This window comes from Halomonas sp. CnH100-B, assembly GCF_024124605.1.
In the GTDB taxonomy this organism is placed as follows: Bacteria; Pseudomonadota; Gammaproteobacteria; order Pseudomonadales; family Halomonadaceae; genus Vreelandella.
Map to the genome: position 1 here is coordinate 325,737 of NZ_JAMXRX010000001.1, position 21,580 is coordinate 347,316.

The window sequence follows — 21,580 nt, forward strand, 5'->3', positions numbered from 1 at the left end:
CGTAATGAGTGTAATGGTAAAACGACGGGTTCATGTTGCGGCGGCTGCGATGATCAGCGCCGATCAAAAGCACGTGCTGATCGCGCGCCGACCTTCCAACGTCGATCACGGCGGCCTTTGGGAGTTTCCTGGTGGCAAACTGGCCCCTTACGAAACGGGACTAGAGGGCCTCAAACGTGAGCTGCATGAAGAGTTGGGGGTAGAGATCGTTCGTGCCCAGCCGCTCATTCGTGTTCACCATGAATACCCTGACAAACATATCCTGCTTGATGTATGGCAGGTACACGAGTTTGCGGGTGAGCCATTTGGTCGTGAAGGTCAGGCGGTGCGCTGGGTGCCGATGAACGAGCTGGTGAACTATCCGTTCCCGGCGGCAAACCTGCCGATCCTCCGAGCCGTCATGCTACCCACCGAGTACCTGATCACCGGTGAAGAGCCTGATGACGAGCGTTTCGCAGCGCTGCTGGAGCGCGCACTGCGTGAAGACAATATCCGTCTTGTTCAATTGCGTGCGAAAAGCTTGGATGATGCGGCGTACGTCGCGCGTGCCGAACGCGCCCTCACGCTGTGTCGCGAATACGGCGCGAAACTGCTGCTCAACGGTGAGCCAACCCTGCTGGACCAGGTCGACGCCGATGGCATTCACCTGACCAGCGCCCGGTTGATGCAGCTAGATCGCCGCCCGATTGCCGAAAACAAGTGGCTGTCGGCTTCTACCCACGACCAGAAACAGCTCTCCCAGGCGGCCGTGTTAGGGTGTGATTTCGTCACCCTATCGCCGCTGCGTACGACGCCGTCGCACCCGGAAGTGGCTCCCATGGGCTGGCATGACTTCCAGCAGCTGGTGGAGCGTGCCGGTATGCCAGTGTTCGCGCTAGGTGGCATGACCCGCTTCGATGCCAACCACGCGCGCGCGGTGGGCGCTCAAGGGATTGCCTCGATTCGCGATTTCTGGAAGTAAGCGCTTTTACCTGATCGCCGATAGCAAAACGCCTGCTCTGGTAACAGGGCAGGCGTTTTGAGTTTTCAGGGCGAGTGTCTAGGCTTAGTCGCGATAGCGGCGGGTCAGGTCGCCATACGCGTCGACCCGACGGTCGCGCAGGTAGGGCCAAATGCGGCGGGTGTTTTCGCTACGCGCCATATCCAGGCTTACGACCAACTGCTCGGTCTCTTCACCCGCATGTGCTAACAGCTCGCCTTGTGGGCCGCAAATAAAGCTACCGCCCCAAAACGCGATACCGTCGCCCACGCCGGAGTGGTCTGCTTCAAAGCCGACGCGGTTAGCCACCAGAACAGGCAGTCCGTTGGCAACGCCATGGGCACGCTGAATCAGCGTCCAGGCATCTTTTTGACGCGTCTTTTCGGCGTCGTCGTCGTTAGGATCCCAGCCAATGGCGGTGGGGTAGAGCAGCAGCTCGGCACCCGCCAGCGCCATCAGGCGCGCAGCTTCTGGATACCACTGGTCCCAGCACACCAAAATCCCTAACCGCCCCACGGACGTATCGATTGGGGTAAAGCCCTCTTTGCGAGTGTCGTCGGCGTCGCCAGGGGTGAAGTAAAACTTCTCGTAGAACCCAGGGTCGTCGGGAATGTGCATCTTACGGTACTGACCCACCCGCCCCTGGGCACGGTCGTAGACCACGGCCGTGTTGTGGTAAAGCCCCGCCGCGCGTTTCTCGAACAGCGAGCCTACCAGCACGATATCCAACTCTTTTGCCAGTGCTGCTAGCCGCTGGCCGGTGGGGCCATCCAGGGGTTCAGCAAGATCGAACAGCGCCGGGTCTTCGTATTGGCAGAAGTAGTGGGTGGCATGCAGCTCTTGCAATAGCACGAGCTGTGCCCCTTGGCTCGCTGCCGTGCGAATGCCTGCTTCGCTTTCGGCTAAGCTGCGTGCTTTGTCTGGCCATGCGGCTTGTTGAACAACCGCCACGTTGAGTGTCTGGGACATGCTGCCCTCCTTAAGAGTGAGTGGTCGCAGGCACAAGCGTGCCTTTGGGTAGCTGCATGGTTAAGCAGTGCAGGCTGCCGTGCTGTCGAATCACGCTGACGCACTCGATGGGAATCAGCGTATGCTCGGGAAAGGCCGTAGCCAGCGCTTGGAGGGCCGTGACATCCGCAGGATCCCCGTAGGTAGGGACCAGCACGGCATCGTTAATGATCAAAAAGTTGGCATAGGTGGCCGGTAGGCGATGCCCATCTTCAGGATCAAAGCAGGCCTGGGGCCAGGGAAGCGGAACGAGCCGGTAGGGATCGCCACTACGCTGACGAAACGCTTTCAGTTCCTGCTCCATGGCCTGAAGGGCCGCATAGTGGGGATCGGTGGGGTCATCGCAGCGCACGTAGGCAATGGTGGTGGGACTACAAAAACGTGCCAGCGTATCCACGTGACTGTCGGTGTCGTCACCTTCTAAGTGCCCATGCATAAGCCACAGTACTCGGTCGACACCAAAGTCGTCTGCCAATCTCGCTTCGACATCGGCACGGGAGAGTGACGGGTTGCGGTTGGGATTCAGCAAGCAAGCGTCGGTGGTCAGCAGTGTGCCTTCGCCGTCGGTTTCGATGGCGCCGCCTTCCAGTACCATGTCACGAGAAGCCACCGGGCAGGCCCATACGCCTGCATCCGCCAGCCACTGCGTTAGCTGGTTGTCCCGTTCGGCAGGAAACTTGCCGCCCCAGCCAGTGAAGGTGTAATCCAGCAGCAACGGCTGGTCATCTTCGTCCAACACCGTGATCGGCCCGTGATCCCGCGCCCAGGTATCGTCGGTGGGTGCGACAATGAGCAGCAGCTGCTGTTTGGGTATGCCGTACGCTTCGAAGCTGGCGGTTAGGCGCTGGTAAGTCGCCTCGTCGGGCACGCTAATGATGACGCGTTGGTAGCGCGCGGCGGCCAATACGATGCGCTCGAGCGTGGCCTCGATACGCGCCAGCATCGGTGCCCAGTCGCCGTCAGGGCGGGGCCAGGTGAGCTGCAGGCCATCTTGAGGGTGCCACTCGGGCAGTAGGCGGTGGGTCTTGGTAGCCAACGTCAACGGTGCTCTCTCTAGTCAGAATAAGCTTACCCAGCGGGCAAGAGGAACGGGCGCAATTTAGGGGGTTGCCTCACAAGTTGCAAGCGATACCGTCATCAAGGGAACGGTGTTCGCAGCCGCGACTCTAAGGCTGCGTTTGCACATGCAGCCATGCTAAAAAAACCGTACCATGGACGCCCATTATTAAGGAATGTCGCCATGCTTGATCGTTTGCCTTTTCTGGTGGGGCTGCGCTATGTGCGCGCTAAACGCCGGAACCACTTTATTTCGTTCATTTCCCTGACGTCGATGTTGGGCTTGATGTTGGGCGTCGCGGTACTGATTCTGGTGCTGTCGGTGATGAATGGGTTCGATCACGAGCTGCGCACACGCATTTTGGGCATGGTGCCCCACACCAAAATCGAATCCCAGGAAGGGTTGGTGGAGTGGGAGTCGCTGGCAGAGCAGTTGATGCAGCGCGAGCGAGTGATCGGCGCCGCACCTTACGTGGAGCAACAGGGCATGTTCTCTGCCGGTGGCCGAAACCAAGGGGCGATGGTCAACGGGATTCACCCGGATTGGGAAGATCGCGTTTCCATCATTGGTGAGCACATGCGCGAGGGTGAACTGTCCGATCTGGTGCCGGGAGAGTGGAACGTCGTGCTGGGGTCGATGCTTGCGCGTCGATTAGGCGTCGGGGTGGGTGACCGCGTAACTCTGCTCGTGCCTGAGGCATCCATTACGCCAGCGGGCGTGTTCCCCAGGCTCAAGCGATTTACTGTGAGCGGTATTTTCAGCGTCGGTGCCGATCTCGATGCAAGTCTTGCGTATGCCAATATTGAGGATATGCAAACGCTGGCTCGCTTGGGCGATGCGGTGGGCGGGCTGCGACTGGAGCTCGATGACTTGTTCATTGCCGGGAGTGAAACCCAGGCCATCGTGAACGAGCTGGGCCCAGGCTATCGCGGCACGGATTGGACCTTTTCCCACGGTAATCTTTTCCAGGCGATTCAAATGGAAAAGCGCATGATCGCGCTGCTGCTCACGGTGATCATCGCCGTTGCCGCCTTTAATATCGTCTCCACGCTGGTCATGGTCGTCACGGACAAGCGTGCCGATATCGCCATTCTTCGCACGATTGGTGCCACGCCGCGCTCGATCATGGGCATTTTCATCGTACAGGGCCTAGCCATCGGGCTGATCGGGATTGCCGTTGGGGTCGCCGTGGGCATTTTGTTGGCGCTCACCATTTCCGACCTCATTAGCTGGTTCGAGAGCGCCTTTGGTATTCAGTTCCTGGATGCCGGGGTTTACTTCATCAGCGACCTGCCGTCACGGCTGGAGTGGAGCGATGTGCGTGACATCGTGTTGGCTGCCTTCGGCCTGACCTTCCTCTCGACGCTTTACCCTGCATGGCGAGCCGCTCGGGTTCAGCCTGCCGATGTACTTCGCTATGAATAAGGATGCTCCGATGACGTCAACCAACGCAAACGCCGTCATGCTGGAATGCCGTGAGCTGACTCGCATTTACAGCGAAGGCCCGCAGGATCTGACCGTACTGGACCAGCTCGAACTCACCGTGCATGCCGGTGAGCGCGTCGCGATCGTGGGTAGCTCTGGGTCGGGAAAAACGACCCTGCTGAACCTGTTGGGTGGGTTGGATCGACCCAGTGCGGGCAGCGTGGTGATCGGCGGTGAGCCGCTGTCAGGGCTGAACGAAGCGGCGCTAGGCCGCTTTCGTAATCAATATATTGGCTTTGTCTATCAATTCCACCATCTGCTAGCGGAGTTCACCGCCGTTGAGAACGCGGCGCTACCGCTGATCATTCGTGGTCAGTCGAAAAAAGCCGCCGAACAGCGGGCCATGCAGTTACTGGAGCGGGTGGGCATGAAAGCCCGTGCCGACCACAAGCCGGGTGAGCTGTCAGGGGGCGAGCGCCAGCGCGTCGCGATTGCCCGCGCGCTCGTCACGGATCCTAGTCTCGTTTTAATGGATGAACCAACAGGCAACCTGGACCAGACGACTGCCGCTACCATTCTGGGCCTAATGGATGAGCTGGCCAAAGAGAGCGCCTGCGCCTTCGTCATCGTTACGCACGATGTGGGTCTTGCGGCCCATCAGGATCGCGTGATGAAGCTCGATGGAGGACGCCTGGTAGCACAGGCTGGGTGACTTAGTCGTCAAACTCTGATTCGATGCGAGCCCTGCGCCGCCGCCTCTTCAGGCGGCGGCGCTTCCAGTTATGAGAGACGTGCCAGCGCCAGATAAGACGAATGCCGACGTTTGCAACGGCGGCAAGGACGATGGCCGTGATCAACGACCCGAGCAGTAAGGGCGGCAGAATGTCGTGCATCTGTTCGGCAACCCAGCGTGTCGAGATACGTGAAGGCGCCTCCCGTGCAGGGGCGTCCAACAAAAACGTACCGATGCGATAATTAGCATAAAAAATCAGCGGCATGGTGAGCGGGTTAGTGACCCACACCAACCCCACCGACAGTGCCAAATTACAGCGACTCAGCCGCGCGCCCAACGCTGCCACCACCATCTGAAAGGGGATGGGCAGCATCGCGCAGAACAGCCCAACGCTAAACGCGTTGGCCACGCTGCGTCGAGTCAGTAGCCATAAACCCGGGTCCGCAATCAGCGGTGCCATGAAGCGCAGGGAGCGCTGGCGCTTTAGCGTGTCGGGTTTTGGCATGTAGCGCTGCAGGAAACGGCGCGGCATGTCAGGTACTCTTGCGATAAGTGGTTTCTATTATCCATATAGCGCAGGGCTTCGGCTATGGCGTGCACAGGAATGGTGAAGCACCAGGGAGGGGCGCATGGGACGGGGGGTGGCAATCCCTGCCGCCTTGGCGGCGTTGGTGGGCGGGCTTGTCGTAGGATTCACCGGTGCCCAGAGCGGCACGTGGCTACTGCCGCTGGCGCTGAGCGTGGGCGGCCTGCTGAGCCTGGCATCGCGGCCGAGCGCACTGCCGTGGCTGCTCATCGCGGGAGTCGTGGCGCTAAGCGTTCAGCAGGAGTGGTCACGCAGGTTGCCCGTTGGGTTGAGCGGGCAAGATCTCGAGGTTGACGCCAAAGTTGTCGATGTACAAGCACAGCCCGGGGCACAGCGGCTGCGCTTGCACATCGAGCGCTGTACGGCGCCTGCACACGTACCCAACTGCGAGCGCTTAGGCAGCGTTCGGGTAAGTGCCTACGGTCATACGTTCCAAGCAGGCGAGCGCTGGCGGATGATCTTGCGACTGCGGCCGCCTTCTGGCTTTCTCAATCCTCATGCGTTCGACTACGAGCAGTGGCTTTGGCGCGAAGGGATACACGCTACCGGCTACGTGCGTACGGATCCTGCGCCACAAAAGCTGGCCGCTGCCGCTCCTCGGTTACGCCCGTGGGCCTCAGCGTGGTTGGCACAGCGTCCACTTGCACCCCGTACTCAACGCTGGTTAGCGGCGCTCACGCTAGGAGATAGCGAGCAGCTTACCCAGGAGGACTGGGCACTGCTGAATGCCACCGGGACGACGCACCTAGTGGTGATCTCCGGATTGCACGTGGGGTTGGTGGCCTCTTTCGTGCTGTTGCTAGGGCGCTATAGCGCTCGCTTGAGCTCTCCCACCCATTGGCGGCTGCGGACGTGGCCCTGGTGGTTAGCCGGTGCGGCGGCCGTCGCCTATGCCGGACTGGCAGGATTAGCGCCCCCGGCCATGCGTGCGATGATTATGACGCTACTAGGCCTTTGGGTGTTGAGCGGTCGTCATGCTCCCGGACCCTGGCAGGCGTGGTGGCTCGCGCTTGCGCTGGTACTGATCGTCGACCCCCTTGCCTTGTGGCGACCAGGGCTGTGGCTATCGTTCTTGGCAGTGGGGTGGTTGATCATCATTTGGCAGGGGCGCGCTCGGCCTCGCGGTATCAAGGGCTGGTGCTGGGCATTGTTGCGCTCCCAACTGTTACTTGCCCCATTGATGGCGGCAGCCGTGCTGTTGGCGTTTGGGCGTGTGGCCCCCGTTGCACCTTTGATCAATTTGCTAGCCGTGCCTTGGGTCAGCTCCATCATGGTGCCGAGCGCGCTGCTTGGCTGGCTGTTCTCGCCGCTGCCCGGCCTTGAAATGCTGCCTTGGTGGGTCTTTGAGCAGGCGTTGGCGGCTTTTCACTGGCTGTTGCGTGTCGCGGTCGACGCGGCTCCTCTCTGGCAGCCGCCTGCCCCGTTGGTCTATCCACTCGCTGGAAGCCTGGTGCTGGTGTCACTGTGCTGGGGATTGCCTGCCATGCCGCGCTGGCTTGGGTTCGCGTCGCTGGCGCTCGTCGCGACGCTACCCGGGTGGCCCCGAGAGACGGCGCTGGCCGATGGGCAGCTTCGTGTGACCGTACATGACGTGGGGCAAGGCCAACTGGTCGAGCTGCGCAGCGCCAACCGTCGTTTTCTCTATGACACGGGGCCGCGTTTTCGCAGTGGCTTCATGCCGCTGCAAAGTCTGTGGCCTCCCGGTCAAGTCATTGATCAAGTGATCGTCAGCCATGCGGATACTGACCATGCTGGAGGCGTCGACGCGCTATTGGCCGATCATCAGGTGGGGCAGTGGTGGGCACCCGAGGGTGAGGCGTTACCGGTCGCGGGCCGGCCCTGTCGTCAAGGGCAGCACTGGCAAATGGATGGCATTCGCTATCGCGTTCTGTGGCCACCGAGGGGTGAGAACGCGCTTTCCTCGAACGATCGCTCCTGCGTCTTGGCAGTGAAGGTCGGTGAGCACCAGCTGCTGCTGACGGGGGACGTAGGCCGACAAGTGGAGCGCCAGCTTCTCACGCAGCTCGATGGTCCAGTCAGCGTTTTAGTGGCAGGGCACCACGGCAGCGCAACGAGTTCGGGCGTTCAATTCGTCCGTCATACCACGCCACAGCACGTAGTGTTCAGTGCAGGGAGAGACAATGCGTTCGGGCATCCTGCCGACGACGTGGTGCGGCGTTTTCGGCAGCAGCAGAGCTGTTTGTGGAGTACCGCCCATGACGGAGCGCTGCGTTTTTTGCTCACGCCTGGGCAACCCATCTCGGTGCGGCCCATGCGCGCCCTGGCAGGAGGGCATCAGCGGTGTTGAAGCGGGCCACCATCAGGTAGAATCGCCCCACTGCACACTACTGCCGGGAGCGCGTGTGACTGATTCAGGTTGGATGTTATATAAGCGGTTATTGGGTTACGTGAAGCCACACTGGCGCGCGTTTGCGCTAGCGGTGGTAGGTTTCGTGATTTACGCAGCGTCGAGCACCGCGCTGGCGGAGATGATGAAGCGGCTGATCGATGGGATTCAAAACCCCGATGCCGCTTTCCGTTTTTTTCTGCCGCTGTTCGTGGTGCTCATGTTTGCTTCCCGCGGTCTGGGAACGTTTTTGAGCACTTATTTCATGGCATACGTTGGGCGCTATGTAATCCACACCTTGCGCTGTGACGTGTTCGCGCACTTGTTGCACCTACCGGGGCGCTTCTTCGACCATCACTCCAGCGGCCATTTGGTGTCTCGGGTGACCTATCATGTCGAACAGGTGGCGGGAGCCGCGACCAATGCCGTTACGATCATCCTGCGAGAAGGGCTGTTCGTGATTGGTCTGATTGGCTATCTGTTTTGGACCAATTGGATGCTGACGCTGCTGTTTTTGGGGGTTACCCCGATCATTGCCGGTGTGGTGAGCTACGTGAGCAAGCGGTTTCGGCGTATTTCCAAGCGCATTCAGCACTCCATGGGCGATGTGACGCACGTGGCGTCGGAGGCACTGTCGGGGTATCGCGTGGTGCGGACCCATGGCGCAGAGGCTTACGAGAAGCAGCGCTTCGAGCGGGTCAGTGAAGAGAATCGTCGGCAAAGCATGAAAGAGGCCATGACGCGCGCGGTCAGCTCGCCTGTCGTGCTGATGCTGGTAGCGATATCCATGGCGCTACTGGTGTGGCTGGCCATGGCGCCTTCGCTCATGGAAAACATGACGCCGGGCGAGTTCGTTGCCTTCATTACGGCCGCTGCGCTGATGATCAAACCGGTACGTCAGCTCACCGAAATCAACGGTGAGATTCAAAAAGGGATTGCAGCGGCGTCTGAGCTGTTTGGCCTACTGGACCTTGCGCCGGAACGAGACGAAGGCACCCGACTCCCCAGCAAGCTGACCGGCCATGTGATGATCAAGGATGTCAGCTTCCGCTATGGGGATGACCAGCCAAATGTGTTGCATCACGTGAATCTGGACGTTGCCCCAGGCGAGCTGGTTGCCATTGTGGGCCGCTCGGGAAGCGGTAAGTCCACCCTGGTGAGCCTGCTGCCGCGTTTCTACCGTCCCAGCGAGGGGCGTATCTTGATCGATGGCGTAAATGCCGATGAGTACGCCCTAGGTCCGCTGCGTCAGAACATTGCGCTGGTCTCCCAACAGGTCACACTGTTTAATGCGTCGATTGCCGACAATATTGCCTATGGGGTGACAAACCCCGATCCGGCAGCCATCAAGGCAGCGGCCGAAGCTGCCTATGCCAGCGAGTTCATCGAAAAGCTGCCTGAAGGGTATGCGACGGTAGTCGGGGAGAACGGCGTCATGCTCTCAGGCGGGCAGCGTCAGCGGCTTGCCATTGCACGAGCAATCTTCAAAGACGCCCCGATTTTGATTTTGGACGAAGCGACCTCCGCCCTCGACACGGAATCCGAGCGCTATATTCAAAAAGCGCTGGAGCATGTATGCCAAGGGCGCACCACGCTCGTGATTGCCCATCGCCTCTCTACCATTGAGCGCGCCGATCGCATTTTGGTGATGGATCAAGGGCGAATCGTGGAGCAGGGCACCCATCAGGTGCTGCTGGAAAAAGGTGGGGCGTACGCTGCGCTCTATCAACTGCAGTTCCAGGAGAACGAATGAGCTTGGCCGAGCGTTGGTTGAAAGCTGCCTATGACGGTAGCGCTTGGCTGACCCCGCTCTACCCTCTGGGTAATTTATACCGTTATCTTATGAAGCGGCGTGCAATGCGCTATGCGCTTGGTCAACAAACGGTACGGCGAGTGCCGGTGCCCGTGATCGTGGTCGGCAACATCACGCTAGGCGGCACCGGCAAATCTCCGCTGGTGGCATGGCTCAGCCGCTGGCTGCAGGCCCAAGGGTTTTCGCCGGGTATCGTCACCCGGGGCTATGGAGGCAAAGCGCCGCTCTATCCCTTGCTGGTAACCTCGGCAACGGACCCGCAGCACAGTGGTGACGAGCCGCTCATGCTGGCGCAGCAGACCGGCGTGCCGGTCGTGGCTGATCCACAGCGCGCTCGGGGGGCCGCTATGCTAGTGCAGCAGGGCTGCGACATAGTGATTAGCGACGATGGCTTGCAGCATTTGGCCCTGGGGCGCGATATTGAATTAGTGGTGATTGATGGCACCCGGGGGCTGGGTAATCAACGCTGTCTTCCGGCGGGGCCGTTGAGGGAATCGGCGGCTAGGCTAGCGAGCGTGGATGCGGTGATCGTCAATGGAGCTTTGCAGCGCCCGTTGAAGATCGACAGCGTGCCCATGACGCTGGTACCCACGCGCTGGCGCCACCTGAGCTCCGGAGAGCAGCGCCCTCTGGCACCGCTGCCTTTCTCGTTACCGGTTCACGGATTGGCGGGCATTGGTCATCCACAGCGCTTTTTCGATACGCTGCGGACGTTAGGTGTCAGCGGAGAGATGCATCCGTTGGCCGATCACCAGCCTTTCGATGCCAATACGTTTCGGTTTGCATCGAAGCGCCCCATCATCATGACGGCGAAAGACGCCGTGAAGTGTCAGGCGTTCGCACCGCCTGATAGCTGGGTACTGGAGGTGGAAGCCCAGCTTCCACGTGCATTTGAGGACTGGCTGCGCGACAGGCTGTCCGACTTGACTCAAAGGGGAAGCACCGATGGATAAGGAACTGCTGGCAATGCTGGTTTGCCCACTGTGTAACGGCAAGCTGAAGTACGACCGCGAAGCTCAGGAGCTTTGCTGCCATTACGACGGGTTGGCTTACCCGATCAAGGACGGCATTCCTGTCATGCTGCCCGAAGAGGCGCGGCAGATGGATGCCGACGAGAAGCTGTCCACGTCACCTGGCCGTACCGGGGAGGCGTGATGGCAGATACGTCGACGCCGTTTATCGCCGTAGTGCCCGCCCGGTTTGGCTCCTCGCGGCTGCCGGGTAAACCGCTGCTGGACATTACGGGAGAGCCGATGGTGGCGCATGTGTGGCGGCGGGCCAGCCAAAGCCAGGCAAGCCGCGTAGTCATTGCCACCGACGACGAGCGTATTCGTGAGGCCATGTTGCCCTACGGGGCAGACGTCATCATGACGCGCGACGACCACCCGTCAGGCACAGACCGGTTGGCCGAAGTCGCCGAGACGCTCGGCCTTAGCGACGAGACGCTGGTAGTCAATGTCCAGGGAGATGAGCCGCTTATCCCCCCCGTGCTCATCGATCAGGTGGCGCTCCGTTTGGCCGACGATCCCGATGCCGCGATGGCCACTTTGGCGGAACCGATCACGGATGTGGACACGCTCTTCAATCCTAACGTGGTGAAAGTCGTGCGTTCGCTTCAAGGGCGGGCGCTGTACTTCTCGCGTGCGCCGATCCCGTGGGATCGGGAGCATTTCAAACATCCCCCCAACTTATTGGACACCGACGCATGGCTACGCCATATCGGTATCTACGCTTATCGGGCAAGCTTTTTGGCAGCCTATCAGGATCTGCCGATCTCCACGCTGGAGCAGTTGGAGCAGTTAGAGCAGCTGCGCGCCCTTCAGCATGGCTACGCGATTCAGGTAGCGTTGGCCAGCGCGGTGAACCCCGCCGGTGTGGATACGGAAGAGGATCTAGCTCGCGTCAGAGCACTATTGGCGGTAGAAGAGGGGCAGTCATGACGCGCGTACTGTTTGTTTGCTTGGGCAACATCTGCCGTTCACCCACGGCGGAAGGCGTTTTTCAGCAGGCGTTGGCGCGGGCAGGGCTCACTCAACGTATCGACATCGACTCCTGCGGCGTGGGCGATTGGCACGTGGGTAAAGCCCCTGACCCGCGCGCCCAGGCGGCCGCACGTCGGCGTGGCGTCGACATCAGCCACTTGCGTGCTCGACAGCTAACGGTGAACGACTTCCATGCGTTCGATTACGTGTTGGGCATGGATCGCGACAACTTGGCGGCCATTCGGGCGTTACAGCCCGCCGAGAGTCAGGCCAAAACAGGGTTGCTGTTGGAGTATGCCGGGTTGCCCAATACCGATGTTCCCGACCCCTACTATGGCGGCGAGGAGGGATTCGAGCAGGTGTTGGACATGATCGAGCAGGCCAGTGCTGGATTGATCGACGAGCTAACCCGTGGTCGTTGACGCTGTGAACCAATCAGCCGCTTGGGTGGATTTGTCTGCTGCCAATACGCTGCGCCTACCCTGTCGGGTAGAGCACTATACCGCGCCCACCACGCTATCGAACCTACAGGCGGCGCTTCACCATGCCCATGCCCAGCAGTGGCCCATCACTCTGCTCGGCGGTGGCAGCAACGTACTGTTGCCGCCTACTCTCATGGGCATGGCGCTGCGACCGGCGCTTAACCACTGGTGGTTGGAGCGCCGGGAAGAGGGCGTTGTGGCGTTCGTCGGCGCTGGCGTCAACTGGCACTCGCTGGTCATGGCCTTGGCGGCCAGAGGGCTTTGGGGAACGGAGAATCTGGCGCTCATTCCAGGTGATTGCGGTGCGGCGCCGGTACAGAACATCGGGGCCTACGGCGTCGAGCTGAGCGATGTGCTGGAAGGTGTCCAGGTGGTCGAGCTGGCTACGGGGGAGGCGCGCTGGTTGAGCGCCAAGGCCTGTCAGTTCGGCTATCGCGATAGTATCTTCAAACGGGCACTGGCGGGTCGAGTGGTGATTACTCAATTGGCTCTTCGGCTTTCCGAGCACCCACGTCCCGTGCTGGGCTATGGCGATTTGGCGTCCCGCATATCGGCTTCGCCCACGCCACTGGCGGTCGCTCAGGCGGTCTGCGCCATTCGTCAAGAGAAGTTGCCGGATCCGGCCGTGCTCGCCAATGCGGGTAGTTTCTTCAAGAATCCAGTGGTAAGTGATGCACACGCGCAGCGACTTCTGCAAGCATATCCGCAGATGCCGCACTTTCCTCAAGCCCATCAGCACACCAAGCTGGCGGCAGGATGGCTGATCGATCAGTGTGGGTTGAAGGGGCATCGTGACGGCGCATTTGGCGTGCATGAGCGACAAGCGCTAGTGCTCGTGCACTTTGGGGGAGGCGACCGTCCTGGGCTGCTGCGTTTTGCGGAGAGCGTGGCAAACGCCGTACACGAGCGGTTTGCCGTGACGCTAGAGCCGGAGCCTCGTGTGGTTTAAACCGCGCTTCTTGCTGCCATAAAAAAACCCCGCCGGAGCGGGGTTTTTCGTGTCTGGCCGTTACTCTTGCGAGTTTTGGCCTTGAGCGTTCTGCTGCTTGCGCAGCTCACGCGGATCGTTATGGGCACGACGGCGACGACGGCGCGGTTTAGGCGCTTCCTCGTCGGTGGCAACGCTAGCAGGCGCTGGCACAGACACCTCGTCGGTCGTAGCCGTCGCCGCAGGCTCCTGCTCGGTCGCAGGGGGCGTCGCGGATGTCGCTTCGTCGGCGACGGCATCGCTGGGCGTCTTCTCGGCAGTTCGTTCGCTTGCTGGAGAGGTAGCCTCGGGGGTCGGTGCGTCTTCAGGCTTTGCAGAGGGCGCTGTGTCAACGTTATCCTGCTCCGCCGTTTCCGCCGTTTCCGCCGTTTCCGCCGTTTCCGCCGTTTCCGCTTTGGACTGGGTGTCGACGTCTGCTACCGGCGCTGCCTGTGCGTTGTTTTCCGCTGCTTCGGCGTGTGCTTGGTCAGGCGCAGTGCTGCTTGCCTCGGCCTCTGCCGGGGTGGTCTCGGGCGTTTGAGACGCATCCGTGGCCTGCGGCGCCGTGGCATGATCGGCTGGCTGGGCCTGGTCATCGCTTGCTTCGGCAACGCGTGTATCGGGCGCGTCGGTTTTGGGTGCCTCTGTCGCTGACGCCTCTACACGCGGTTCCTGCCTATCAGCGGTGGGCGTGCGCGCTGCAGTAACGTCGTCAGGCTCCGCAGGGCTAGCCGCTTCCGTGGAGGCGGGCTCGGGCTGCGGCGTGACCGGTGCCGCTGCGTCTTTAGCGTCGGCTTCCGGCTTGGATTGACGGCGCTGGCGCGTCGATTTGCGAGCTTTGTCGCCACTGTTGGCTGCACGCTCTGCGGTAGTGCTCTCTTCAGTGCTTTCTCCACTGCTTTCTCCAGAGCTCACTTCAGGACTCGCTTCCGCAGGTTGGGCGGCCTGTTCGCGTTGCATCGTCTCGGCGTCAGTCGGCGCCTCGGTGGCCGTGGCCTGAGGGGCTTCGGCTGCCTGGGAGGAGGCATCAGCGCTAGGAGCCGCGTCCGCGGGGGCTGTGCTGGCGGAGTCATCAGTGGCTTGGGGCGCCTTTGCAGCGTCCGCTTGCAGCTTCAACTGCTCGGCTTCGGCCTGCGGGTTGAGCGCCTGTTTACGCGAGCGGTTGCGCGGGTTGTTGCGGGTGCGCTTCGGCTTGCCGTCATCCTGCTGGCTGTCGTCGGCCTGCGCTGCAGGTGCGCGCTCCTCCTGCTTGTCCTGCTTGGGCTTGTTCTCCCGTGGCTTGTCGCGACGAGGCTCCTGAGGTTTACCAGACTCCTCCTTGGAGGTCTCTTTCGGGCTCTCTTTTACGCTCTCTTTAGGGCTCTGTTGACGCGTGTTTTTCGCGTTCTCTTGGCCTTTGCTATCGTCTTGTTGGGGGTGGCGGCGGCGATTACGCGTACGGCTTGGGCCGCTGCGCTTGTCGCTGGCATCTTCGTTACGTGATCCGGTGTTCCCCGCCGCGTTGCCGCGCTGATCGCTCTTGGCGTTATCGCTGCGCTGTTCCTGCTTGGGCGTGCTGTCGTTACGCTCCTGAGCCGGTTTGCTGCGTCGCTCGTTGCGGGGCGGGCGGCTTGGCTGCTCAGATGCCTTACGTGGCGCTTCCGCCTCGTTGGCCGTCTGGTGAGCGCTGTCATCACCGCCCAATAGCTTGGCAAAGCCACGGATGAAGCGGCCGAGCACGCTAGGCTGTTCGGCGGCGGGCGCTGGGGCAGCGGCTTTAGCAGGCGCTTCTTCGGTTTGCAGTGATGCAGGCGCCGGGGCGTTATGCACGACGCTCTTCACGGCAGCTTCGGCACGCTGCGCCGGCGGCGCAAAGCTTGGGTCTGGCTCTTTGCCGACGTCGGTGTCGGTCGACAGCTCGAAGCTGGAGAGCGAGTGGCTGTCATCTTCGTCTAAATGATCATCCCGCAGGCGCTGGACATCGTAATGGGGCGTGTCCATGTCAGGGCTGGGAAGCAGGACGACCCGAACGCCTTGACGCGACTCGATATCCGCCAGCACGCTGCGCTTTTCGTTCAACAGATACGTGGCCACCGGGACCGGCAGGATGGCGCGAATCTGGGCGCTGCGCTCTTTCATGGCCTCTTCTTCGATCAGGCGCATGATGGAGAGCGATAGCGAGCGCACGTCACGAATGGTGCCCTGACCGTTACAGCGCGGGCACACCACGCCGCTGGTTTCGCCCAAGGAGGGACGCAGGCGCTGCCGCGACATTTCCATCAGGCCGAAGCGTGAAATGCGTCCGATTTGAACGCGTGCGCGGTCTAGCTTCAGCGCGTCGCGCATGCGGTTTTCGACTTCACGCTGATTGCGTGCAGGCCCCATGTCGATGAAGTCGATCACGACCAAGCCGCCAATATCCCGAAGGCGCAGCTGACGGGCGATCTCGTCGGCGGCCTCAGAGTTGGTTTGCAGCGCGGTTTCCTCGATATCACTGCCCCGCGTGGCGCGTGCAGAGTTGATGTCGATGGAGACCAGGGCTTCGGTGTGGTCGATCACGATCGAACCACCCGACGGCAGCTTCACTTCCCGCTGGTAGGCGGTTTCGATTTGTGACTCGATCTGGAAGCGGGAGAAGAGGGGGACTTCATCCGCGTACAGCTTGATCTTCTGCTGGTACGAGGGCATGACCTGGCGAATGAACGCCAGCGCTTCGGCGTGAATCTCGGGACTATCGATCAATACCTCGCCGATATCCTGGCGCAAGTAGTCACGCATGGCGCGAATGATGACGTTGGATTCGCGGTAGATCAGGAAAGGAGCGGAGCGTTTGCCTGCTTCCGTCGTGATGGATTCCCACACCTGCACGAGGTAATCCAGGTCCCACTGCAGCTCTTCGGAACTGCGGCCGATGCCGGCAGTACGAACGATCAGCCCCATTTTGTCAGGAACGGTGAGCTGACCCATCGCGTCTTTGAGCTGGCTGCGATCATCGCCTTCGATACGGCGTGAAATACCACCTGCACGCGGGTTATTAGGCATCAATACCAAAAAGCGACCCGCAAGGCTGATGAAGGTGGTCAGCGCTGCGCCTTTGTTGCCGCGCTCTTCTTTATCGACCTGAACGATGACTTCCTGGCCCTCTTTGAGCACCTCTTTGATGCTAGGGCGACCAGACACGTCCTTGATAAAGTATTCGCGGGAAATTTCTTTCAAAGGAAGGAAGCCATGGCGTTCAGCGCCAAAGTCCACGAACGCAGCTTCGAGAGAGGGCTCTACACGGGTGATCTTACCCCGATAAATATTGGCTTTTTTCTGTTCCCTAGCGCCGGACTCGATATCCAAATCGTACAGGCGCTGTCCATCTACCAGAGCGACCCGCAGCTCTTCAGGCTGGGTCGCGTTAATTAGCATCCGTTTCATGTTGTCTCACGTAGCATGGCGTGCCGACGTGCTTTGAAAGCGAGCGTCGGCGAATCGCTGGGTGCTGCGTGCTTGTGCTCGGCGCATGGTTATGCTGACGCATTAAGCCGGGAAGGCAGTCGTGCCAACCCGGCCGAAAGGGCGTTGAGTACGTGGCGGCGGCAGAACGTGTTTCGGTGGCTGTCACGTCCATCCGGCTCTGCTGACACCGCCCACACCTGGCATTCATCGATTCGCCAACGCCGGTATCGGCACAGCGTTGATCTTAGCGCCCCAGCGTCGCAGCGCCTTGTGACGAACAGGGGCTGTTGGCAGGGGCGTAACGTTTATTTAATGACGGGCCCGCCGTTGCTGGTAGGGCCTGACGTTCTCTGTCGTCGAACGATGGTTGAACGACAGAGTTACTACATTTCAATACGTTATCAGTAGGCAGTGCGTACACTAATCGCTACTTGGTTCGCTCTGACCTGCGTGTTTGTCGGGCAGGTGCGAAGGCAAAACGTGGGCCATCTTTCGCTATACATAAGTGATAAAAGCGGGCCACGTTCGGCCCGGCCACGTTGGCCGATGAGCGCTTTGGAATATAACAGTAAAGACAACCACCAGCAATTGACGCAATGCCGCTAGGTCTACGTTAGAATGCCGTTTTTAGCCTGACGTTAAAGAATGTCACCAGGAGTACGCGGCAATGTCCGAAGGGCGTGAAGTACAGTGGGTGGAAATCGCCCCGGAACAAGCAGGTCAGCGAATCGATAATTTTTTGATGACGCGATTGAAAGGCGCTCCCCGCGCACTGATTTATCGCATCGTTCGTAAAGGGGAAGTTCGCGTCAATAAAAAACGGGTCAAGGTCGATTATCGCCTTCAGTCTGGCGACTTGGTACGAGTGCCGCCGCTGCGCCTAGCGCCTAAGGAGGCGGTAAAAGAGGTCAGCGACAACCTGCGCGACCTGCTGGTGGGGAGCGTGATCATGGAAGGCCCCGATTGGATGGTGCTGAACAAGCCGTCCGGGCTGGCCGTCCATGGAGGAAGCGGTGTCAAGATTGGTTTGATCGAGGCGTTGCGCCAAGTGCGTGACGATCTGACGTTCCTGGAGCTAGTGCATCGTCTCGATCGTGATACCTCTGGCTGTTTGCTACTCGCCAAGTCCCGCGATGCGCTGGTTACCCTCAACGACGCGTTGAAAAAGCACGGCATGGACAAGCGCTATTTGGCGCTGGTCGCCGGGCGCTGGCCTGCCCGCAAAACGTACGAAAGCGCTCGGTTAGACCGTTTCGACGCGGGCAACGGTGAGCGACGCGTACGGGTAGACCCCAATGGCAAGGTGTCGCGTACTCACTTCTCGGTGGTGGAGACGTTCGAGAAAGTCACGCTGATCGAAGCGGAGCCCGTGACCGGGCGCACCCATCAGATTCGTGTGCACGCCGCGCATGCCGGGCACGCGCTGTTAGGCGACGATAAATACGCGACCCGTGACAGCGGTTTGTTGACCAAGCAGTTAGGGTTGGGTCGTCTATTCCTCCACGCACGTTCGCTGACGTTTCCAGAGCCCGGTAATGGCAGGCCGGTGACGGTAAAAGCGCCGCTTCCAGAAGCGCTCGAAGAGACGCTCAATCGCGCACGTCAATAAGAGGGGAAGGGTATGCGTTACGAGCTGATTATCTTCGATTGGGACGGCACGCTGATGAATTCCGTGCCCAAAATCGTTGCCTGCATGCAGGCCGCAGCGGCAGATGCCGAATGGGGCGAGTTGGACGTGAAGGCCATCGAAGACATTATTGGGCTGGGGCTACCCGAAGCGATCGCTAAACTGTGTCCGGGCATTTCTCCGGAGCAGGCCGAGCGGCTGCGCCAGCGTTACTCTCACCACTTCGTGGAGGGGAACACGACGCCGATGCCCTTTTTCGACGGAGTGGAGGCGCACTTGGCTAAATTGCGAGAACGCCCTCAGCAACGGCTTGCGGTCGCGACGGGTAAAAGCCGTCGCGGGCTCGATCGCATCTTTCGCGAGACGGGGAGCGGCCAGTTTTTTCACGCGAGCCGCACTGCCGATGAAACTCGCTCGAAGCCGCACCCACAAATGCTGCAGGAGATATTGGTCGAGCTGCAGGTGCCGGTAGAACGGGCGGTCATGGTGGGGGATACGGAGTACGATTTGGAGATGGCTCGCGCCTTGGGAATGGATCGAGTGGGCGTGACATACGGGGTGCACACGCCCGCCCGTTTAGCGGCCAGTCAGCCCATATGGGTGGCTGACGACATACCGTCGCTATTCCAGTGGCTTTACGGCGAGTCTCAGGATGGGCAGGTCAAGACTTCAAGAAACGCAACGTAGGAATCAACGATGAGTGATGATCAGCGGCGCGATGAGCGTCATGGGCAGGCGCCTGGAGACCGTGCGTCGCCGAGTGACCATGATCGCTGGACGCAAGGGCCCGAAGTACCTGCTCAAGAGGGGGCGTCAGCATCGGTAGGTGCGCAAGGGGACGACGCCGAGACGCTGCGAGAGCGACAGCGGCTGGCTCAGCTCGAGATGATGGATCGCTGGATCGGTGGTGTGCTGACCGAACAGCGTCGAAGTCGCCGCTGGAAACTGTTCTTCCGGCTCATGCTGCTCTCGCTGGTATTGATCTCGATGACGACGACGCTCTATCGCGTGTTCTTGGCGGAGCCGACCGCCGCCGTGCCCGCCCAGCAGCATTTGGCGCTAGTGGAAGTCCATGGAGTCATCGCCAGTGATGCCCCAGCCAATGCGGAGCGCATCATTCAAGGTTTGAACCGAGCGTGGGAAAATCCCGGTGCCGCCGCCGTCGTGCTGCACATCGACAGCCCGGGGGGGAGCCCTGTTCAGTCGCAACGTATCTACACCGAAATCATGCGCCTGCGTGAGCAGGGTGATAAGCCGATCATTGCGGTGATCGAAGACATTGGTGCCAGCGGTGCGTATTACATCGCGGCAGCGGCTGATGAGATCGTGGCGTCTCCCGCCAGCTTGGTAGGGTCGATTGGAGTCATTTATGCCGGATTCGGTTTTCAAGAGGCCATTGCCGAGTTGGGAGTGGAGCGTCGCGTCATGACGGCGGGCGAAAACAAAGCGTTTCTGGACCCGTTTCAGCCGTTGGATGAGGGCGTGGCGCGCTTCTGGCAAAGCGTGCTCACCCAAACCCATGAGCAGTTCATCGACGATGTGCAAGCAGGGCGAGGGGAGCGTTTGAGTGACAGCCCGGATATTTTTTCCGGGCTGATCTGGAGCGGCGAGCAGGCGTTGGGCTTAGGGTTGGTCGACGAGTTGGCGAGCCTGGAGCAGGTTGCTCGTGCCCAGGTGGGCGAGGCGTCCTGGGAGAACTACACGCCGCGCTTGGATCCCTTCGAGCGTCTAACGCGTCGCTTTACTCAGGCGGCGGCCGAGGTGCTGGGTGTTCACACCCGTCATGCGCCAATAAAGTTTCAAGTTCAGTAGCGTCAGGCATCGCCAAGGGGGTTCATGCCCACTTGGCGAAGCATGTCGCAGAGTGCAATGAGCGGTAGCCCGATCAGCGCGTTGGGGTCGCGCCCCTCGAGGCGCTCGAAGAGCGCGATGCCTAGCCCTTCCATGCGAAAGCTGCCAGCGCTATCGAGGGGTTTTTCCAGTGTGACGTAACGGTCGATTTCCTGTTCGCTCAAGGTGCGGAACACGACCTCGAACGGTTCGATGTGCACGTGGTGGCGCTGATGGCGTGTGTCGACCAAAGCGAGGCCCGTCAAAAACGTTACCTTGTGTCCTGAAAAGCGCGCTAGGTTGGCGCGAGCGCGCTCTGCCGTGTGCGGTTTGCCGAGAATGTCACCCTCGAACAGCGCAATTTGGTCGGAGCCTATGATGCAGTGCTGTGGAAAACGTTCGGCCACCGCGTTGGCTTTGCTCAATGCGAGACGATGCACTAATGCCTGGGGAGACTCGCCATCGAGGGGCGTTTCATCGATGTCGGGTGAATGGCACTGGTAGGGCAAGTGCAGTCGGTCTAGTAGCGCTTGGCGAAAGCGGGAGCTAGAAGCGAGCACGAGGGGGGCGTTTTGCGTTTGCGGCACTGTCGTCTCCTTGTGGCCTGAAGGGTGCAATAAGCACCGGTAGTGAGTGTAGCGAAAGCGTAGTGACATGCCTAATGGTGCTATTGTCATCGATAAACCGAGAAGAATTATGCCATGAGCTTTGACACCAGGGGGGCGAGTGCCTATCATTGCGCGCCTATGTTGACCTCACAACTCCCCAGCCGGGTTGAGCCTTATAAGCTTGCAGCCCGCCGCGAACGACTCGAAGGCTCAGTGGCGCTGAATAAGCTGCCCCGCCTTGCTGAAGAAGCAGGTGACCAAACCGGCGACTGTCATGTCGTGCTCGAGTTTGGTGTGGATGCCCAAGGCCGTCGCGAAATTCGTGGCCATTTGCAAGCGACCCTGGCGCTGCCTTGTCGCCGCTGTATGGTGCCGCTTAGCCAAGACGTTGCTAGTGACTTCCTGCTTGGAATGATTACCGACGAAGCCTTGGCCGCCGAGCTGCCTGCCAGTCATGAGCCGGTGCTGGTGGAAAATGAACAGCTGGACTTGCTGACGGTGGTTGAGGATGAGCTCATTCTCAGCTTGCCTCAAGTGGTCTATCACGATGAGACCGAATGCCATGTCTCGGCGGAGCAGCTGGTCAGCAAGACCGAAGGCGCGGCGGACGAGTCCGCTTCAGCCAAGAACCCTTTCGCGGTGCTCAATGCTTTGAAAAGCAGTGGCGCTTTGAAAGGCAAAAAGTAAGCATCACTTACCCTACATACCTTGGA

General features: G+C 60.4%; 19 protein-coding genes. 14 read left to right on the plus strand and 5 right to left on the minus strand.

Annotation, left to right across the window (positions count from 1 at the left end; all coding sequences use genetic code 11):
- Positions 1 to 4: 4 nt before the first annotated feature.
- Positions 5 to 961 carry a Nudix family hydrolase gene (locus tag NH398_RS01395; protein WP_253015997.1) on the plus strand — a complete coding sequence of 319 codons (957 nt, stop codon included), beginning with the start codon at positions 5 to 7 and terminating at the stop codon, positions 959 to 961.
- 84 nt (positions 962 to 1,045) lie between these two features.
- Here the strand turns inward: NH398_RS01395 and NH398_RS01400 are convergent, their stop codons facing one another.
- Positions 1,046 to 1,948 carry a carbon-nitrogen hydrolase gene (locus NH398_RS01400; RefSeq protein WP_159342531.1) on the minus strand — a complete coding sequence of 301 codons (903 nt, stop codon included), beginning with the start codon at positions 1,946 to 1,948 and terminating at the stop codon, positions 1,046 to 1,048.
- Between the two features lie 10 nt (positions 1,949 to 1,958).
- A complete protein-coding gene (locus NH398_RS01405; protein WP_253015998.1) occupies positions 1,959 to 3,029 on the minus strand; it encodes an agmatine deiminase family protein in 1,071 nt (356 codons plus the stop codon).
- A 198-nt stretch (positions 3,030 to 3,227) separates the two neighbouring features.
- Between NH398_RS01405 and NH398_RS01410 the strand changes: the two genes are divergently transcribed.
- Both NH398_RS01410 and NH398_RS01415 read left to right on the plus strand, forming a co-directional pair.
- A complete protein-coding gene (locus NH398_RS01410; RefSeq protein ID WP_253016000.1) occupies positions 3,228 to 4,469 on the plus strand; it encodes a lipoprotein-releasing ABC transporter permease subunit in 1,242 nt (413 codons plus the stop codon).
- Between the two features lie 10 nt (positions 4,470 to 4,479).
- Positions 4,480 to 5,181, plus strand: a complete 702-nt coding sequence (locus NH398_RS01415; RefSeq protein WP_253016002.1) for an ATP-binding cassette domain-containing protein — start codon at positions 4,480 to 4,482, stop codon at positions 5,179 to 5,181.
- A gap of 1 nt (position 5,182) precedes the next feature.
- Here the strand turns inward: NH398_RS01415 and NH398_RS01420 are convergent, their stop codons facing one another.
- Positions 5,183 to 5,734, minus strand: a complete 552-nt coding sequence (locus NH398_RS01420) for a DUF2062 domain-containing protein (protein ID WP_159342527.1) — start codon at positions 5,732 to 5,734, stop codon at positions 5,183 to 5,185.
- A 97-nt stretch (positions 5,735 to 5,831) separates the two neighbouring features.
- Between NH398_RS01420 and NH398_RS01425 the strand changes: the two genes are divergently transcribed.
- From NH398_RS01425 to murB, 7 genes are read left to right on the plus strand one after another with little or no spacing between them, the layout of a single operon-like run.
- The gene (locus NH398_RS01425) at positions 5,832 to 8,096 is read left to right on the plus strand and encodes a DNA internalization-related competence protein ComEC/Rec2 (protein WP_253016004.1); all 2,265 of its coding nucleotides are present in this window, start codon (positions 5,832 to 5,834) and stop codon (positions 8,094 to 8,096) included.
- Positions 8,097 to 8,151: 55 nt separating this feature from the next.
- Positions 8,152 to 9,888, plus strand: coding sequence for a lipid A export permease/ATP-binding protein MsbA (gene msbA / locus NH398_RS01430; protein ID WP_253016006.1), 1,737 nt, complete (start codon positions 8,152 to 8,154; stop codon positions 9,886 to 9,888).
- Positions 9,885 to 10,901, plus strand: a complete 1,017-nt coding sequence (gene lpxK / locus NH398_RS01435; RefSeq protein ID WP_253016008.1) for a tetraacyldisaccharide 4'-kinase — start codon at positions 9,885 to 9,887, stop codon at positions 10,899 to 10,901. Before msbA ends, lpxK begins: the two co-directional genes overlap by 4 nt.
- A complete protein-coding gene (locus NH398_RS01440) occupies positions 10,894 to 11,103 on the plus strand; it encodes a Trm112 family protein (protein ID WP_159342523.1) in 210 nt (69 codons plus the stop codon). The genes lpxK and NH398_RS01440 overlap by 8 nt, the downstream gene beginning before the upstream one ends.
- Positions 11,103 to 11,888, plus strand: coding sequence for a 3-deoxy-manno-octulosonate cytidylyltransferase (kdsB, locus tag NH398_RS01445; protein ID WP_253016010.1), 786 nt, complete (start codon positions 11,103 to 11,105; stop codon positions 11,886 to 11,888). Before NH398_RS01440 ends, kdsB begins: the two co-directional genes overlap by 1 nt.
- Complete coding sequence (locus NH398_RS01450) at positions 11,885 to 12,352, plus strand: low molecular weight protein-tyrosine-phosphatase (RefSeq protein WP_253016012.1); 468 nt, start codon at positions 11,885 to 11,887, stop codon at positions 12,350 to 12,352. The genes kdsB and NH398_RS01450 overlap by 4 nt, the downstream gene beginning before the upstream one ends.
- The gene (gene murB, locus NH398_RS01455; RefSeq protein ID WP_253016014.1) at positions 12,342 to 13,361 is read left to right on the plus strand and encodes a UDP-N-acetylmuramate dehydrogenase; all 1,020 of its coding nucleotides are present in this window, start codon (positions 12,342 to 12,344) and stop codon (positions 13,359 to 13,361) included. Before NH398_RS01450 ends, murB begins: the two co-directional genes overlap by 11 nt.
- 60 nt (positions 13,362 to 13,421) lie before the next feature.
- On the opposite strand, the gene rne is transcribed toward murB, so the two are convergent.
- Complete coding sequence (rne, locus tag NH398_RS01460) at positions 13,422 to 16,781, minus strand: ribonuclease E (protein WP_253016016.1); 3,360 nt, start codon at positions 16,779 to 16,781, stop codon at positions 13,422 to 13,424.
- A gap of 688 nt (positions 16,782 to 17,469) precedes the next feature.
- Here rne and NH398_RS01465 point away from each other — a divergent pair.
- Genes NH398_RS01465 through sppA form a run of 3 tightly spaced genes read left to right on the plus strand, consistent with a single transcriptional unit; the run spans position 17,470 to position 20,241 of the window.
- Positions 17,470 to 18,411 carry an RluA family pseudouridine synthase gene (locus NH398_RS01465; RefSeq protein WP_159342519.1) on the plus strand — a complete coding sequence of 314 codons (942 nt, stop codon included), beginning with the start codon at positions 17,470 to 17,472 and terminating at the stop codon, positions 18,409 to 18,411.
- 12 nt (positions 18,412 to 18,423) lie between these two features.
- Positions 18,424 to 19,116, plus strand: coding sequence for an HAD-IA family hydrolase (locus tag NH398_RS01470; protein WP_253016018.1), 693 nt, complete (start codon positions 18,424 to 18,426; stop codon positions 19,114 to 19,116).
- Between the two features lie 9 nt (positions 19,117 to 19,125).
- Complete coding sequence (gene sppA / locus NH398_RS01475; protein WP_253016020.1) at positions 19,126 to 20,241, plus strand: signal peptide peptidase SppA; 1,116 nt, start codon at positions 19,126 to 19,128, stop codon at positions 20,239 to 20,241.
- A gap of 2 nt (positions 20,242 to 20,243) precedes the next feature.
- Here sppA and NH398_RS01480 read toward each other — a convergent pair whose 3' ends face one another.
- Positions 20,244 to 20,846: a nucleoside triphosphate pyrophosphatase gene (locus NH398_RS01480; protein WP_253016022.1), complete on the minus strand. Its 603-nt coding sequence runs from the start codon at positions 20,844 to 20,846 to the stop codon at positions 20,244 to 20,246.
- 159 nt (positions 20,847 to 21,005) lie between these two features.
- Here NH398_RS01480 and NH398_RS01485 point away from each other — a divergent pair, with 159 nt between their 5' ends.
- Positions 21,006 to 21,554 carry a YceD family protein gene (locus tag NH398_RS01485; RefSeq protein ID WP_159342516.1) on the plus strand — a complete coding sequence of 183 codons (549 nt, stop codon included), beginning with the start codon at positions 21,006 to 21,008 and terminating at the stop codon, positions 21,552 to 21,554.
- The last annotated feature ends 26 nt before the right edge of the window (positions 21,555 to 21,580 follow it).